The sequence below is a fragment of the Pseudoalteromonas sp. G5_S1_54_S4 genome, assembly GCF_054968565.1.
In genome coordinates this window covers 1-15886 of the sequence record NZ_JBQKUL010000066.1, presented here as the reverse complement: position 1 = coordinate 15886, position 15886 = coordinate 1, and the positions used below count along the sequence as shown (strand labels likewise).

Here is a 15886-nt window from a genome sequence, read left to right as displayed (position 1 = left end):
AAACCCGCTGACTTCTCTTTGTGCATATATGGTTTTAAGTGATTTATTCACAAAGAGATTAAGAGACGCTGCGCTGAAACGAAAGGTCAAACGCTCTAAGTTAATGGTAAAGGGCGCTAGGGTTTGCACAAGTCCACAAACTCATACAATGAGGCAATTAAGTGTCTTAATTGCCTCATTGTATGAGGCGATTATATGGCGTAGACTGTAACTAATTTATTTTAGGGCAAACGCTTATGTGGATATGGCAACAACAAGATTGGCCGAACTTTACGTGGGATGAAAAACAGCTTGCGCCGTTATTGAGAGAGCTTTGTTTTAACCAAGGTGTGCTGGTTGGTCGCATGGATGGGCAAAGTACGCAGCAAAAACAGCAAGCACTTGATACTTTATTGGCTAATATTATTCATTCAAGCGCAATTGAAGGTGAAAAACTCAATGCGTTTTCGGTACGTTCGTCACTAGCTAAAAAACTCCACATTGATGAGCAGCCTTATCCAACCACAGTGCAAAGCGATAATCTTGCAGAGATCATGTTGGATGCAATTAATAACACCGATACACCGCTTGAGTTAGAACGTGTGTTGAATTGGCATCGTTTATTGTTTGCAGGTGAACAAGGATTATTTACTCAAATAGCGGGCGGTCAATTACGTGGCAACGAGCCAATGCAAGTTGTATCAGGGCGATTAGATAGACCCGTATTACATTTTACTGCTCCACCAAGAGATGTTATCGAAAACGAACTCTCTGTTTTTTTTAATTGGTTTAATGCAGGTTATAATGATCGACATGCAGACCCTTTTATTCGTGCTGCTATTGCTCATTTGTGGTTTGTTACCCTACACCCGCTTGAAGATGGTAACGGGCGTATTACGCGTCTTATTACAGATTTAGCGCTTGCTCAAGAGCATAAAGAGTCGATACGGTTCTATGCGATGTCGGTGGCAATTTTAGAAGATAGAAAAGGCTATTACGAGGTCTTAGAGGCAACACAGCGTGGTGATTTGTGCATTACACAGTGGATTACCTGGTTTTTAAATACGCTCAATAAAGCAATTGAATCTACCCTGAAGAATATTGAGCAAACTGTCTCTAAAACTAATTATTGGTTTAAAAAAGATCAAACTAGACTAAATGAGCAACAAGTAAAAGTGCTTAATAAATTACTTGATGGCCAATTTGAGCAGGGTATCAGTGCAAGTCAGTATCAAAAAGTGGCTAAGGTAAGTCGCGCGACGGCGACGCGTCATTTATCAGATTTACAAACACTGGATTATATAAAGAAAACCTCAGCGGGCGGTCGCAGTACTCGTTATAAAATAGCCAAATGACTTTAAAAAGCTTAAAGCTTTTTTTGTAATTCAAAGCCCTACTATTTCAACACGATGACACACAGTGAGGCAATTAAGTATGATATTCGCCTCATTTTTTGAGGCGAATAATGGCGTGAAAGTAACCTAATTTAAAAGCGGTGCTTTTCGCGTCAGCAAGCTGCACGTCTACGTTGATAAAAAGCGCTAGGTTGTGTTATCTGCCCGTCGCTCGCGGCTCGTTACCCGAATCTTTTGTCTTCTCATTTACCCTTATTCACTTCTCTTTGTGCAAATATGGTTTGAAGTGATTTATTCAAAAAGAGGTTATGAGGCGCTGCGCTGAAGAGGCAATACAAAAGGTACTAGGCGCTATAAGCTCGATGCTCATTTCGTATCTATTTAAATAATATTGCAATCATATTAAATACCGTTAAACTAATCATTAGTATATTAATGACCGATTAGGTAGTCATTTATGAGATCTGAACAAGCATTAAAGCTGGCGCGTCGATTGGGTGATTTAATTCGCCAGCATCGTACTTTACTTTATACCCAGAGCACGTTCGCTAAGATGATTGGTGTATCTCGCTCCACGGTACAAAAGCTTGAGCAAGGGGAGGTAGTAAAAAGCGATATATTGTTTGAAGCCCTTGTTGTACTTCAATTGCAAGGCTCATTACTGGATGAAATTAACGAGCTTGCCGCAGATGTGGGCGGTTATAATGCAAGACAGCGTAAAAGCAATAAAACTCAGGTGATTAACGATGACTTCTGAAGCTTATGTATTTATTGACGGTTTAGAAGACAGCCCCATAATTTGTGGTTTTTTTAAGTTAAATACACAAACAGGCCGAGGTGAGTTTAATTATGGTAAAAGTTACCTTGCGCGCTCTGATGCGTTTGCGCTCGATCCGCTGCATTTACCATTACAGCCTGGCATCGTTAGTTATTCTGCCAATAAAGGTGTGTTTGGGGTGTTAAGTGATGCAGGAGCTGATTCGTGGGGGCGTAAGCTTATACTGTCGCTACATAATACCAAGCCAAAAAATGAGCTAGAATTTTTACTCGCAGGGTCTGGGTATGGTGTTGGCGCCTTGGTATTTAGTTTGTCGCGCAGCGCATCAAAACATAAAGCGAATAAAAATACACTAGCCGATTTAGCCTTGTTAGATCAAGCAAAGGACGATTTACTCGCCAATAAAGCGATTTCACAAGAAGCAAAAAAAGCCTTTGAATTTGGTCAAAGTATGGGGGGAGCAAGACCTAAAACCTCTGTGAAAATTGACGAAAAACTTTATTTGGCAAAGTTTAATCGTCAAGACGATTTGTTTAATTTAGCTAGGGCTGAGCATGGCGCTATGTGTATGGCTAATGAATTGGGGATTCGCACTGCAAATACCCGTATTCATGAAACAGAAAATGGTGATGTTCTGTTAGTTGAGCGTTTTGATGTAAGCGATGACTTACCAAATCATCACTTTTTAAGCGCCAATAGCTTATTACAAAAACCAAAAGTCGCGATAAGCGACTTAGCAACATACTATAGCTACGGTGAACTGGCTGAATTTATTCGCCACCACACAGGTGAGTTCGCTGCTGATGCTACTGAGCTCTACAAGCGAATGGTATTTAACGTATTTATTGGTAATACTGATGATCACAGCCGAAATCATGCATTTTTGTATCACTTTTCAGGGCAAACGTGGCGTATGAGCCCCGCTTATGATATTACCCCTATTAATAACTCAAAGCAGCATGGCATAGGGCTTGGTGATGATGGCCGATATGCTAGTATCGATAATTTACTGTCGCAAGCCAAACGCTTCGGCCTCAACAAGGCTCAAGCAACAAAAATAATTGCCGAGGTTGAGAGCTATACTCGCCAGTGGCCAGCGCACTTTAAACGTTTTGCTAATATCAGTGATATTGACATAAAACGCTTAGAAAGCGTAATACCCTCTATAAGTTAAAGGCTAATAAAGCAGTCATTAGTGGTTTAATGACTGATTAAGTAGTCATTTATTAATTGGCGCTTATATGAACCACAAAGCGGGAATGAGAAGGCAGCGGGCTGCGGGCTTCGAGTGACGAGCAGCGAGCTTTACAAACAGCCTGATATCAGCCTTGAACCTAGAGCCTACTCTTTTAGCGCAGCGTCTCTTTGCCCTCTTTCTGAATAATTTACTAAACCCTATTTGAACACAGAGAAGAAAATGAGGAGTAAATGAGAAAGTGGAACATCAAACTGGTAGCAGCGGGTTTACCCCGCGTTTGTTTACTTCATAATTTTTAACCCCACGCGATATAAAATTGCTGCTACGAAAGACATTTTCTGCTAAAAACAATTTTTGCACCACAGAGGTTCCCGAGGCGCTTTGCGCTGCACAGAGGTGGATTGGTATTTTTAAAGCATTTCTCTGTGAGCTCTGTGTCCTCGGTGGTAAATATTTATTTAGGCTTAATCTGACGCGATATAAAATCGCTGCTACAGAATAATATTTGGCTTTTTTATTTTCTCTAAAAGCGCAGCGCCTCATAACCTCTTTGTGAATAAATCACTTAAAAACTATTTGAACACAGAGAAGACAATGGGCTTCGAGCGACGAGGCGCGGGTAAAATGCAAATGCCTATAAATACGCGATATAAAATCGCTGCTACAGAATAATATTTGGCTTTTTTATTTTCTCTAAAAGCGCAGCGCCTCATAATCTCTGTGGTGCATAAATCACTTAAAAAATATATAACCACAGAGAAGCGAATGAGGGTAAATGAGAAGACAACGGGCTTCGAGCGACGAGTAGCGAGCTTGTACAAACACTAGAACCTAAAACCTAGCTCGTAGCCCGAAACTCGCGTTCCAAACATAAAACGCGCTGCATAAAGCCCTGCCTACAGGTTAGTCGCCAGGGCGCTATTTGTGGGTTGATAAGCGCCATTATCTAACGCATCAAAGTAGGCTTGATAACGGCCGTTTTGTTTAAATTTAAGTAATTGCTGGTTAAATATTTCAAGCCGCTGTTCACTGCGTGGGTTATTTTTAGGGAACATCACAAAGCTTTTATTGATTAATAGTGGCCTTGGGTGGTGCACAATGCCATTTTTTATTGTCGGTTTTTGCCCTGCTAATATGTGATAGCCAACGCTTTGTTCTTCGGCAAAGGCGTCGATTCTGCCCATAGCTAAGCGTTTAAAGTTTTGCTCTGTGGTACTTACTCGCGACATATCGAATAAGCCTTCATCGGCTGCTTTATCAAAGTCTTTGCCGTAACTGTAGGCAAGCCCACCACCGAGTAGTAAGCCTTTTAAATCGTTTATATTTTGCCAATCAAAAGGGCGTTGTTTATGATAAAAAAATACAAAACGCTCGTTTAGCACTGGCTCACTGTAAAAATAATCCTCAGTACGTTGTTGTTCAAACATCCATACGGCAGTGGCTGCGTATTTATCATTAATGGTGTCGTGGTAAGCACGCGGCCACGGTAAAAAGGTAAAGTTAACTTTAATGTTAGCTTGTGCAAATATATCGGTAATTAAATGCGCAACCACGCCTTTGTGAGGCAGCGATTCACTTAAAAAAGGCGGCCATTCGCCTGTACTTATATTTAAAGTAGCATGGTGATTAGGCGCTTTGCTTGAGGGTTGTATTGCTTCAATTGCGTGCGTGTAATGACTGGTAAAAGCCATCAGCAAAAAAGATGCGATATAAATACGGTATCTTAATTTAGCTGATAACATAACATGCATGTGTATAAGTCTCTCCTTCTATTAAATATACCCTATTTGGATATAAAGCGGCTTTGAGCGCTGCTTAAAAAACAGGCTATTTTAAAGGCGTTAACTGAATGTAGGCTTAAGGGCTATACCGTCGCTTTACAGACTTATTTTAAGTATTTTTATGTTACCGCGTTATTCTTTTGTTTGCATGTTTTTTGCGCGTTCTTCTGCATCGATGAGTGCTTGTGATTTAGGCGCACGTTTTTTTTCTTCTATTTTTGGTTTTTGTGGTGAATTTGGATCCCAGCTTTCATCAAGCGATAAATTAGCAAATGGATTGCTGCTTTGTGGTGAGTTATCGGGCTTACTTGGCTCTTCAGGGGCAATCTTTACTTGCTCAGGCATTACTTTTATTTTTTTAGTTGGTAGTGGCGCGTCGGGATCGAAAGTGCGTACTTCTGGCTCTTTAAAGTCGTGTTCAGTGGTTGAGCTTAATGATGAACGCTGCGTTTTTGCAGGATGGAAATCAGCTTGTGGCTGATGGGGTACAATGGGTTCAGGTGCGCTGTGTGAAGGCTTTATAGGCGCTTCTTGTTGTACCTTTTTGATTGGCTGATTTATAGGATTACGCTGAATTTTGGTTTGTTTGGCTTCGGGGTCAAAATCTCTTACTTGTGGCTCGGCAAACTCTGTTGCATTTTTTATCCGCTCTAAGGTTGCTTTAGCAGCTGCTTCAAACTCTGCCGTGTTAGTCTCCGGCTTTATTTTCACTGTATTAACTCGACTAGAATCAGGCTCTTTACCCTTGCTTTCGACGGCTGGGTTTTGCAGAACAGAGCCAGTCACCATCGGCTCAGTAACAACACTGTGAGTTTGATCATTGTCGTGACTTTGGGGCATTTGCAATGGTATGCCAGTATCAGCCGCTTGTTTATTTTGCTTAATATTGCGCAGGCGCATTAATACCACAACCGTAATTACCACAATTAACAATAGTGCCACACTTGGTAATACTAGCGAGATTATATTAGCCCCTTTGGGCATTGAAGAGGCAATAACGGCTGTTTGCTCGCTGGCTTTTATAGTGATAGGTACGGCGGTTTGTGTAGGCTCAACGGTGGCTTTTTTTACCTCTGGTTGCGTATTTTCCTCAGTGTTTGATAATTCACTGGCCGGTATTTTGCTGGGCTGTGCATTTTTTTCAGAAGCGCCGCTTTGTTCAGCCGCTGCTGTTACATTGACTTGTGACTCACCAGGTGCTGTTGTGGTTGATGCTACTGGGGCATTTTTTTTAGCTTGCTCTATAGTTTGAGTGGCGCTTTGTTCGATTACATTATTTTGGGGTGGAGTTGCACTTTGCTCAGTTGCAGCGTCTGGCAACGTTGGCTGTAAAGTGGGTTCTGTTTGTTGTGGTTTTACAACCTCCGGGGTCGATTGTTCAATAACCGGTTGCGGTTTAGGCTTTGGTACTGGCAAAGTGCGTGCCGCTTGCGGATCACTGCAGTTTTTTTCAAAGTCTCGCGCAGCATTACGGTATTTACGGCTGGCTTTATTATTGCTTTGTTGCTGCATTTCTTGTTTTATAAGAATACACATAGCTTCGTTATAAGCGGTACTGCTGGCACTATAAAACAAAGTAAAACAAAAAAGTAAGCAACTCAGTAACGGTTTCATAAAACTCAAAAGTGGTTAAGCATCAATGCCCTAATCTTAAGCGTAAAGTGAAAAATTATCTAGAAGCGCCTAGCGTTAATTAGTCAATTACCATTAAGCTTCGGTACTCGTCGTAAGCAAATTGGTCGGTCATACCGCTAATGTAGTCTTGAATTAACCGACAGCGATAATAAAATTCATAGGCGGCAAAATGATCGGGCTCTTCTTGCATCGCATTTATGGCATGCTGATAGCTACTTAAATGCTTTTTAGAGAGCTTTTTAACGAGTCTCGATTCTATTAATAAGCGGTTGTCGCCATGCAATGCACGTTTAAAGTCATCGCTACTCAAAAGCAGCAAAGGTTTATAACAATCGAGTAGGCCATTAATAATACGGTAGCCTTGCAGTTCGAGTTTTTCGACTTCTTTATGCGAAAATACATGCTCAAGCGCGACTTGTTTGAGCGCTTGGGTTGCTGCATGCAGGTAGCTGCGATCTTCTAATAATGCATGGTTAAAGTCGCCATGATAAATTGGCTCTATATTTTCAATAAAGCGTTTTGCGGCATGGTTTACTAGCGGGTGCAGTAATGACACGCGTAAATAAATAAAAAACTCACTATTAAAATTAAAGGGCTGTGCTTGTGCCCGTTCTATGGCGTAGTTTATAGCGTCGTCCACAAAGCTTTGGTGTTGAGTGTCGTTAAGAGCGAGGTTAATTAATGCTTTTTGATACTGCTTTTTTAGTTGCTCGCATAATAACTGTGTGGTGATAATATCTTTTTCTACGGCGTCTTCTATGTCGGCAAGGCAATAAGAAATATCGTCAGCGGCTTCCATAATATAACTGGCAGGGTGACGGCAATAGGGCTCCATTTTCAGCTCAGTTTGCAGTGCTTCAACAAAGCTTTTTTCACTGTAGTAATACCCCACTTTTTTCATAATGTAGTTTTTATTTTGAGGAATATCTTGCTTCGCTAAACTAGCCGGACGGGTGTACTTTAAAATAGCGGCAGTTTGGCTATAGGTTAAATTTAGGCTCAGCAAAGAGTGAATAATGCGTATGCCTTGAGCGTTGCCTTCAAAGCTACAAATATCTTGGGCTAAATGTTTAAAAATAACGCCAATGCTGCTGTTTGTTGTTTGGCAACGCTCAGGCGTAATGCTGGCTAAATTAGCATTAAACCAATTATTAATAGCCGCTTCGCCAAAGTGACCAAACGGCGGGTTACCTATATCGTGCATTAGGCAGGCCATTTCTACTAGGGTTTCTAGTGGGCGCTCTAAACCTGATAAACCATATTCTTTTTGTTGCTGGTAATTTAAATTGGCAAAGATGCGCTGCACAATAAAGCGGCCAACTTGCTGAACTTCTAATGAGTGAGTTAGGCGCGAACGCACAGCCGCGTTGCGCTCCAGCGGAAATACTTGGGTTTTTTGTTGCAGCCGACGAATGGCTGCACTATTAATAATTCGGCCACGATCGCTCTCAAGCGCCATTTGTAAATTGGCAGTGGTGCGCTGCATACGTGCAGGGGTTACTTTGCTACTGAAGTTGATCATGGTAATCCTTTTTTATGTGAATTAAACACTTATTAAACGCACGATTATTTATTTTTAATAGTTTGCTTTAATTTATCAGCATGTATCATAAAGTAACAACTTGCTTTAGTATTATTTTTTATAAAATTAACATACATCTAGGTATTTAAAATGAAGTTGTGGATCACTAAGGTAATGTGTTTTTGCCTTTTATTGGGTGTGAATAGTGCGTTTGCCGCTAAAGAGCAAACGGTTGTTATGATCTCTATTGATGGCTTGCGTTGGGATTACATTGAAAAGCACGGTGCGCCTAATTTAAAAGCAATGGGTGAGCAAGGCGTAAGAGCGCAAAAAATGCAGCCTGTTTATCCTACTAAAACGTTTCCAAATCATATTTCGGTGATCACCGGTTTACTGCCAGTTAACCATGGCATTGTAGATAATAAGTTTTGTGACAAAGCGCGCAATAATGAATGCTACAGCATGGGGAAAGGACAAAAAGACAGTACCTGGGTACGCGGCACACCACTGTGGAATTTAGTTAAAATGCATGGGCTTAAATCGGCGGTATACTTTTGGCCTGAGTCGGATGCGCGCTTTAATGGTATGACGCCTGACTATTACTTTCACTACTCTAAACAAGGTGACTACCAAGACCGAATTGATCAAATCATTCAATGGTTAAGCTTACCTAAAGCACAGCGCCCACGTTTTGTGGCGAGTTATTTTTCGTTAGTGGATAGCATGGGGCATGAATATGGCCCTGATGCGGTGCAAACGCGTGATGCCGTTAAACAGCTAGATGCGCTGATGGGGCAATTAAAAACCCGTTTGAGTAAGTTAGAGCAAGAGGTAAATCTGGTGATTGTGTCTGATCATGGTATGGCACAAGTTGAGCCTGAGCAGAGCATTGTTGTGAGCAGCTTACCTAAAGATGATAATTTTATGGTTGTTAATACCGGTCCTCGATTACTTATTTATACTAAAAGCGATGCTAAAAATGCAGATGTTGAGGCTTATAAAGCCCGTTTACAACATGCAGCAAAAGGACGCTACACGGTACTAACAGAGGAGCAGCTTGCAGGATATCACTATAATAAAGGCACTCGTGTGGGCGATATTGTGGTACAAACAACAGCGCCTGCGGTATTTAGCAATAGTGCGAAAGTGCCTTACTTAGGGACGCATGGCTATGCCTATACCGATGATATGGCAGCAACATTTATTGCTACCGGGCCGGCGTTTAAAAAAGGGGTGAGCATTGAGCGAGTGAATAATTTAGATATTTACCCTGTGCTTGCTAAGGTGATGGGTTTAAAGCTAATGAGTAAAGTGGATAGCGATGGTGAAACCTTACTCCCTGCCATACAACAGAAAATGATTAATCATTAAAAAAGAGCGCCGAGGCGCTCCGCAAGGGAAACTTAATTGGTTAGCATGGGTAATTTACCCATGCTGATATTGTTATTTAAGCTGAATTTTGAGAATACATTTATTATTCAGCATTGAGCTTATTTAAAGTTAGCGATACTGGTTTTTGTGTCGGTAACGGTACGAATGGCGTACGACTGATTGGTCACCCCAAATGGAATACCGTTTACGCTCCAGTTAGGGTTTGAGAAATAGTCGTACTGCGTTGCACTGCCAAATACAAATGGGTAGGCCATAATACTGGCAAATTCATTTTGTACACCGTGCCCCATACCATCAACGTATACACCACCGGCTGTATCGCCTTGCTTACGTGAATGCGCTAAACCTTGGTTATGACCAAGCTCATGAACAAAGGTTGTGGCTCCACAATCGATTGCGGTGATTGAGTACATGCGGCTGCTCATTGAGCTGTATAAATTACCATTTGTGCCTTGGCCAACCCATGCTAAGCCACATGAAATTAAACCGTTACCTGCACTTTGGCCTGTACCCAGTACGGCAACCATGTCGGCTTTCCAATCATTGCGTAAACCAACTACGTAACTACTATTTGTGACTGCATTTAACCAATCTTCAGAAGGGGTTACTGCATAGTCACCTAAATTTTGAGTCCCAACTAAACGTAGCGTAATGTCAACGCCATTTTGGCTGTATACCTGGTTACTAAAAGCAATAAGCTGATTAATTTTGGTATTGATATTACTGGTAGCTGCTGCAGATTGATCGGTATATAAAATACCGATATCAATGGTTTCTGCTGACACTGTGCTGGCCGCACATAGCGCCGTTGCAATAGCGGCTGTTGAAATTACTTTTTTCATTGTTGTATTTCCTTACTTTTTACGATTGCAGTGTTTACTGCTAGGTCTTGTTGCCTGCGTTGACAGGTTTGTTTAAAAAGAGGGCGTGTTTTCAGCACGAGGTGCAAATGGGTCTATGTCATCCGCATTTTTTGGTGCAGGTTCACCAACCTGATGCTCTATATGTGTTTTATATAGGTCACGCTTAGCTGCAATCCAGCCATATTGACCTTTACTTTCAAAAACATAATTACCACTTGGGGCTGTAAATTGACCGTAAACCGCATCATTGCCAACGGTTAATATGGTGGTGTGCATTGCGCCATTGGCCCCAATAACCTGACCAACAATGCTTTTATCGCCGTTACTGGCATGGGTAACATTGGTTATTTCAGCGCTGTAGGTTTCTGCGGTTTGCGGTATTGCAAGGTCAAAATTATCACCCGTTTTGAGGGTTTTTAGCGCCGCTAGATCAAATTCTATGTAGGCTTCATTTTGTAAATCGGTAGGCAGTACTTTTGCCGCTTTAAGTATTTCTTTAGCCTTTGCTGAAGGTTTATTAATTGCGTCAAATGAGCTTGAAGGTACGTTTGATTCAATGTTAGCGGGTTTTGCTGCAATAGGGTCTTTACTCATATCAATGGGCGATGGGTTATGTGTTTTTTTTGCAAACTCAGAATCAACAGGAACGATATCAATAGCAATGGGCGCTTCTACCTCATCGGTTTTTTTCTGATCATTAAGCAGCGTATACAAGGCAAATACAGACAAAGGAATAGCGATAGTTAAAACAATGTAACGTTTCATCTGTTTCTCTTTTAGGTTAAATGGTGAACTAATTGTTAAGTTTTATCTTAAAAAAAGAATTAGATCAAATTTAAATTGTAATCATAAAGTGGTAATTTCTTTTTTTATAACTTATTGTAAATATTTGCTTTACCTTTTTTAGGTATACTTTTTTGGTTTAATAGGATGGCTTTTTTGTAGTAATGGCGCACCCTGTGGCATGTTTTTGGGTACGTGTGTGTTTTTTTAATCACACCGATTTTGACAAGTAAAACTGACCAATAAAATTTTTTAGTAACGTGATCATTTTTCATTATTCAAAGGGCTAATTGCAAAGTATAAATAGGCAAAGTATGTTGTATCGTTAAACACCTATTAAAAGAGGGAATTATGGCAGGGACTGATCAGTTACTTAGTCGAATTATGGCAGGACTTGTTGCGGTCATTATTGGTTTTTCAAGTTCTATTGCATTGATTTATCAAGTGGTGATCACCTTAGGTGGTACACCTGAACTTGTGGCAAGCTGGATATTAATGCTGGGGCTAGTAATGGGCGGTACGTCTATTGTGCTGTCGTTTTATTATAAGGTGCCCATTTTAATTGCATGGTCGACTACCGGTGCAGCATTACTGATCTCAAGTGCCCAGGGCTACAGTTTACATGAAGCGATAGGCGCATTTATGCTATCAGCCTTATTGGTATTGGTATCTGGCATTACCGGTTGGTTTGAAAAAATCATGAACCGTATTCCCAGTGAACTGGCCTGTGCTATGTTAGCGGGGGTATTAGTCACATTTGGTATTGATGTGTTTAACTTTATGAACGACTTGCCATTGGTGATTGGTTTAATGGTGGTGGTGTACTTTATTGGCAAGCGCTTTTTTGCTCGGTTTGCAATGCTAAGTGTATTGTTAGCGGGTATATTTTTAGCCTGGTATATGGGAAATATCGATACTAGCACCGTGCATTGGCAGGCAAGCAGCTTTGCTTATATTGCACCAAACTTTAGTTTGCAGGCATTTATAAGTATTAGTATTCCTTTGTATATAGTAACTATGACTTCACAAAACTTACCTGGGTTTGCAATTTTAAAAGCGCATAACTATAAAGCGCCAATATCATCGTCATTAACTGTGACCGGGTTAATAAATTTAGTAACCGCGCCATTTGGCACTTATTCAATTAATTTAGCGGCCATTACGGCTGCTATTTGTATGAGCGAAGAGGCCGATAAAAACCCCGATAAGCGCTATTGGGCGAGTATTGCTGGTGGGGTGTTTTACATTATTATGGCGCTGTGTGCTGCAATGCTAGTGGCGATTGTAGCAAGCCTGCCGCAAGCACTGGTATTGGCGTTAGCGGGTATTGCTTTGTTTGGCACCATCGCTAATAGTTTGCAGCAGTCTTTGCACAGTCCTGAATATACAGAGGCGGCCATTATTACCTTTTTAGTTACGGCTTCTGATTTAACATTATGGTCAGTCGGCTCTGCATGCTGGGGGATAATAGCAGGAGCACTCACGTTAATGGTGACACGTAAGAGCTAAGAGCAGCTTTTAGGTGTTAGGATCGAGCAACGGGTTTGGTACTGTGCGCGCGAGGTAAACTCACGCCTACAGTCGATCACCGCACTTGGCTAATCTCTTGCTGATCGCTGACAGCTAAAATCTAACCGCTGCTCTTCCCGTTTTTATAGCATTGGCTTTAACACATCAAACATGGCGTCTATGTGATCGTCACGGTCGTTAAGCGCTGCTATATAACGGTATTTTTCGCCGCCGGCTTCTTCAAAAATCTCTCGGTTTTCACCTTCCAGTTCTTCAAGTGTTTCTAGGCAGTCGGCGCTAAAGGCAGGGCTGATAATAGCCACATCTTTAATTCCTTCGCCAGGTAAGCTCTCAAGAGTTGCATCTGTGTAAGGTTTTAACCATTCAGCTTTACCAAAACGGCTTTGGAAAGTGGTGATCACTTTGTCTTTATCTAGGCCTAGCTTTTCTACCACTAAGCGGGTGGTTTGTTGGCATAGGCAGTGATAGGGGTCGCCATTATCTAAAAACTGTTTAGGCATGCCGTGATATGAAAACACCATTTTTTGTGGCATGCCGTGTTTTTCTAAATCTTCGCTAATGCTGTTAGCAAGCGACTCTAGGTAGGTTGGGTTTTTGTGATACCCATTTACAAAGTGTAGCTCAGGCACCCAGCGCCATTTTTTTAATACATTTGCCACGGCATCAAATGTTGAGCCTGTGGTTGGACTTGAATATTGTGGGTAAAGTGGTAACACAATAATGCGGGTTAAGCCTTTATCTCTGAGCTCTTCAAGGCCCGCTTCGATTGATGGATTACCATAGCGCATCGCCATAACCACTTCGGTGTTGGTATAGCCGTGCTGTTTTAATAAGGCATTTAATTTAATGCTTTGTTGGCGTGTAATGTGGGTCAGTGGCGAGCCATTTTCAGTCCATATGCTTTTATACAATTTAGCTGAGCGTTTTGGGCGGATACGCAAAATGATGCCATGGAGAATTATCATCCACACTATACGTGGTATTTCTACAATACGCGGATCTGACAAAAACTCACGTAAGTAAATACGCAATGCACTTGCTGTTGGGGCATCGGGGCTACCTAAGTTGGTCAGAAGTATTCCCGTTTTTTGGTTAAAACGCCCGTCGTGGGGATTGTCGGTAACGGCAGAAAATCGCGACACGTTGTGCTCCTTCAAGCAATGGATTTAGAGGTATCTATTTAGGCTTAGTATAACGAATAAAAGAGTATTTTAGATCAATCATTTAGCCATTTTAACCATAATTCTAAATGGGGTCGGTTTTTTGGCTTCGAGTTGTTGTAGCTTAACAATCGATTTCGTATTGAAAATATGTCCTTTAGGCAAAAGCATAATACCTGTATGGCTGTGCAGTGAGTTTGCCAATATCATATTTTCTTCGAGTTCTTGTGCGCTCATCACCTTTATTGAACCAATAGACGTGTCTGAGACCATAAGCTGTGCATGACTTGCCTCAAGCGATTTTACTATTTTTGGGTGATATAAGCTGTCACTGCCAAGCTTAATATTATTAAGTGCAACCTCATGGCGCATTTTTGTAGTTAATAATGGGTCGCTTTGCTCATAATGCTCCCAATAATCACGAGCAACGCTGAGCACCATAGCCCCAATGGGGATATCGTTTTTAGCAAGTCCTTTGGGTATTCCTTGGCCGTTGTAGCGTTCGAATTGATGATAAATTGCATCAGAAACATCACTTAAGTGAGTAGCAGGCATGAGCATTAATTGTGAAATACTCGGGTGGGTGTAAAACGTTTTTCTTTGAACCTCATTGAGCTCGTTAATAGGTTTGTTGTAAAGCTCAGGGTCCATAGCAAGTAAACCAACTTGAGCTAAGTACCCAGCAATAGGCGCAAGCGTAATACTTTTTTGAGAAATATTAAGGTAACGCGCTATTTGAGTGCATGTGCCGGCTATATTCTCTGCTCTTTTACCATCGAGATAGGGGTTTGCATTGATAAAATTATAAAGCAGTTCAACAGTCGATTGATGCTCTCTTTTTTCACTTTCATTAGCGACTTCTAGTTTTTTTAGTACACTTCTAATTTGTTTTGTCCGCTTGTCGACAAGTTGCTCTAAATTACTATTAAGCTCTTTTAATTGTTCATTTTGCTGATTTACATGGCGCTGTAAAATCTCATTTTGCTTTTTGAGTCTAAACTTTTCGACGCCTGATTGGATAACGCTAATTAAGTGATCGTTTTGCCAAGGCTTTTGCACGTAGGCGTGAATGCCTCCTTCATTAACCGCACTAATTGTTGACTCTAGATCTGAAAAACCAGTTAACAAAATACGCTGGGTATCGGGAGCGATTTGTCTTGCTTTAGCTAAAAATTCAGCCCCACTCATTTGTGGCATACGCATGTCGCTAATTACGACATCAAACTGTTTTTTTTGCATTTTTTCAAGTGCATCATGGCCACTGGTTGAAACACTCACATCAAATTTATACTGGCGTAAAAGTCGTACTAAAGATTTGAGTACATTAGCCTCATCATCCAGGCATAAAATGCTCGGCGGCTGTTGATTGAGTTTTTTTATTCCGTCTAATTCTTGCATCACGAAATGCCAGTAAAAAGTTTATGTTTAAATTTAGTCTAAGGGTTGTAAGTAAACAACTCTTTTAATAGAAATCATTTATTTTAATAGATTTTTTGAGTAAAAATATTCGCAAAACGGTGTAATTTACGTTGTTATAATTTGGCTATTACACAGCTATACTTTTGCGCAAAATATAAAGAGCATCTATATTTTAAAGTAATTTTTTTAGTCTATGTGAGAGCTCAATGGCAATACCAATAACAATTGCAGATGATTCAATGTTGTCTAGAAAAACCATTCGCAGGGTGCTCCCTGTTGATTGGGATGTAATCGTGCACGAGGCTAAGAATGGCGTTGAGGCTCTGGAGGCAGTTAATAATGGTTTAGCTGAGGTGTTATTTTTAGATTTACAAATGCCACAAATGAATGGTTATGAGGTGCTTAATGAACTGCATAATAAACATAAAAAAACCATTGTTATTGTAATTAGCGCTGACATTCAACCCGAGGCACAGGCATTGGTTAACTCC

The 15886-nt window shown here is 40.9% G+C and carries 13 protein-coding genes; 6 read left to right on the top strand and 7 right to left on the bottom strand.

Annotated elements, in window-relative coordinates; translation table 11 throughout:
• Positions 1 to 236 precede the first annotated feature (236 nt).
• From ACTRWE_RS17685 to ACTRWE_RS17675, 3 genes are all read left to right on the top strand, one after another.
• Complete coding sequence (locus ACTRWE_RS17685) at positions 237 to 1334, top strand: Fic family protein (protein WP_350655061.1); 1098 nt, start codon at positions 237 to 239, stop codon at positions 1332 to 1334.
• A gap of 457 nt (positions 1335 to 1791) precedes the next feature.
• Complete coding sequence (locus tag ACTRWE_RS17680) at positions 1792 to 2091, top strand: helix-turn-helix domain-containing protein (protein ID WP_004589614.1); 300 nt, start codon at positions 1792 to 1794, stop codon at positions 2089 to 2091.
• Positions 2081 to 3286, top strand: a complete 1206-nt coding sequence (locus ACTRWE_RS17675) for a type II toxin-antitoxin system HipA family toxin (protein ID WP_016899093.1) — start codon at positions 2081 to 2083, stop codon at positions 3284 to 3286. Before ACTRWE_RS17680 ends, ACTRWE_RS17675 begins: the two co-directional genes overlap by 11 nt.
• Positions 3287 to 4206: 920 nt before the next feature.
• On the opposite strand, the gene ACTRWE_RS17670 is transcribed toward ACTRWE_RS17675, so the two are convergent.
• From ACTRWE_RS17670 to dgt, 3 genes are all read right to left on the bottom strand, one after another.
• Positions 4207 to 5061, bottom strand: coding sequence for a substrate-binding periplasmic protein (locus ACTRWE_RS17670; protein ID WP_016899094.1), 855 nt, complete (start codon positions 5059 to 5061; stop codon positions 4207 to 4209).
• A 162-nt stretch (positions 5062 to 5223) separates the two neighbouring features.
• Positions 5224 to 6705 (bottom strand): hypothetical protein, encoded by a 1482-nt coding sequence (locus tag ACTRWE_RS17665; RefSeq protein WP_016899095.1) that lies wholly within the window; start codon positions 6703 to 6705, stop codon positions 5224 to 5226.
• Between the two features lie 79 nt (positions 6706 to 6784).
• On the bottom strand, positions 6785 to 8248 hold the full coding sequence (gene dgt, locus ACTRWE_RS17660) for a dGTPase (RefSeq protein WP_016899096.1): 1464 nt from the start codon (positions 8246 to 8248) through the stop codon (positions 6785 to 6787).
• A 150-nt stretch (positions 8249 to 8398) separates the two neighbouring features.
• Here dgt and ACTRWE_RS17655 point away from each other — a divergent pair, with 150 nt between their 5' ends.
• On the top strand, positions 8399 to 9619 hold the full coding sequence (locus ACTRWE_RS17655) for an alkaline phosphatase family protein (protein WP_016899097.1): 1221 nt from the start codon (positions 8399 to 8401) through the stop codon (positions 9617 to 9619).
• A gap of 119 nt (positions 9620 to 9738) precedes the next feature.
• Here ACTRWE_RS17655 and ACTRWE_RS17650 read toward each other — a convergent pair whose 3' ends face one another.
• Both ACTRWE_RS17650 and ACTRWE_RS17645 read right to left on the bottom strand, forming a co-directional pair.
• On the bottom strand, positions 9739 to 10482 hold the full coding sequence (locus ACTRWE_RS17650; protein WP_016899098.1) for a zinc-dependent metalloprotease family protein: 744 nt from the start codon (positions 10480 to 10482) through the stop codon (positions 9739 to 9741).
• A 72-nt stretch (positions 10483 to 10554) separates the two neighbouring features.
• On the bottom strand, positions 10555 to 11268 hold the full coding sequence (locus ACTRWE_RS17645; protein ID WP_016899099.1) for a hypothetical protein: 714 nt from the start codon (positions 11266 to 11268) through the stop codon (positions 10555 to 10557).
• Positions 11269 to 11637: 369 nt separating this feature from the next.
• Between ACTRWE_RS17645 and ACTRWE_RS17640 the strand changes: the two genes are divergently transcribed.
• Positions 11638 to 12795 (top strand): benzoate/H(+) symporter BenE family transporter, encoded by a 1158-nt coding sequence (locus ACTRWE_RS17640; protein WP_016899100.1) that lies wholly within the window; start codon positions 11638 to 11640, stop codon positions 12793 to 12795.
• A 143-nt stretch (positions 12796 to 12938) separates the two neighbouring features.
• Here the strand turns inward: ACTRWE_RS17640 and hemH are convergent, their stop codons facing one another.
• Together hemH and nosR are read right to left on the bottom strand one after the other, a co-directional pair.
• Positions 12939 to 13958: a ferrochelatase gene (hemH, locus tag ACTRWE_RS17635; protein ID WP_016899101.1), complete on the bottom strand. Its 1020-nt coding sequence runs from the start codon at positions 13956 to 13958 to the stop codon at positions 12939 to 12941.
• 78 nt (positions 13959 to 14036) lie between these two features.
• Positions 14037 to 15374 carry a response regulator c-di-GMP phosphodiesterase, NosR family gene (nosR, locus tag ACTRWE_RS17630; protein ID WP_462880413.1) on the bottom strand — a complete coding sequence of 446 codons (1338 nt, stop codon included), beginning with the start codon at positions 15372 to 15374 and terminating at the stop codon, positions 14037 to 14039.
• A gap of 227 nt (positions 15375 to 15601) precedes the next feature.
• On the opposite strand from nosR, the gene ACTRWE_RS17625 reads away from it, so the two are divergent.
• A partial coding sequence (locus ACTRWE_RS17625; protein WP_462880412.1) for a response regulator occupies positions 15602 to 15886 on the top strand: 285 nt, incomplete at its 3' end.

Bases quoted from the DNA above. Each gene is read 5' to 3' on its own strand.
- ACTRWE_RS17680 (WP_004589614.1), top strand. From the start codon at position 1,792: ATGAGATCTGAACAAGCATTAAAGCTGGCGCGTCGATTGGGTGATTTA.
- ACTRWE_RS17685 (WP_350655061.1), top strand. From the start codon at position 237: ATGTGGATATGGCAACAACAAGATTGGCCGAACTTTACGTGGGATGAA.
- ACTRWE_RS17675 (WP_016899093.1), top strand. From the start codon at position 2,081: ATGACTTCTGAAGCTTATGTATTTATTGACGGTTTAGAAGACAGCCCC.
- ACTRWE_RS17670 (WP_016899094.1), bottom strand. From the start codon at position 5,061: ATGCATGTTATGTTATCAGCTAAATTAAGATACCGTATTTATATCGCA.
- ACTRWE_RS17650 (WP_016899098.1), bottom strand. From the start codon at position 10,482: ATGAAAAAAGTAATTTCAACAGCCGCTATTGCAACGGCGCTATGTGCG.
- dgt (WP_016899096.1), bottom strand. From the start codon at position 8,248: ATGATCAACTTCAGTAGCAAAGTAACCCCTGCACGTATGCAGCGCACC.
- nosR (WP_462880413.1), bottom strand. From the start codon at position 15,374: ATGCAAGAATTAGACGGAATAAAAAAACTCAATCAACAGCCGCCGAGC.
- ACTRWE_RS17655 (WP_016899097.1), top strand. From the start codon at position 8,399: ATGAAGTTGTGGATCACTAAGGTAATGTGTTTTTGCCTTTTATTGGGT.
- ACTRWE_RS17640 (WP_016899100.1), top strand. From the start codon at position 11,638: ATGGCAGGGACTGATCAGTTACTTAGTCGAATTATGGCAGGACTTGTT.
- ACTRWE_RS17665 (WP_016899095.1), bottom strand. From the start codon at position 6,705: ATGAAACCGTTACTGAGTTGCTTACTTTTTTGTTTTACTTTGTTTTAT.
- ACTRWE_RS17645 (WP_016899099.1), bottom strand. From the start codon at position 11,268: ATGAAACGTTACATTGTTTTAACTATCGCTATTCCTTTGTCTGTATTT.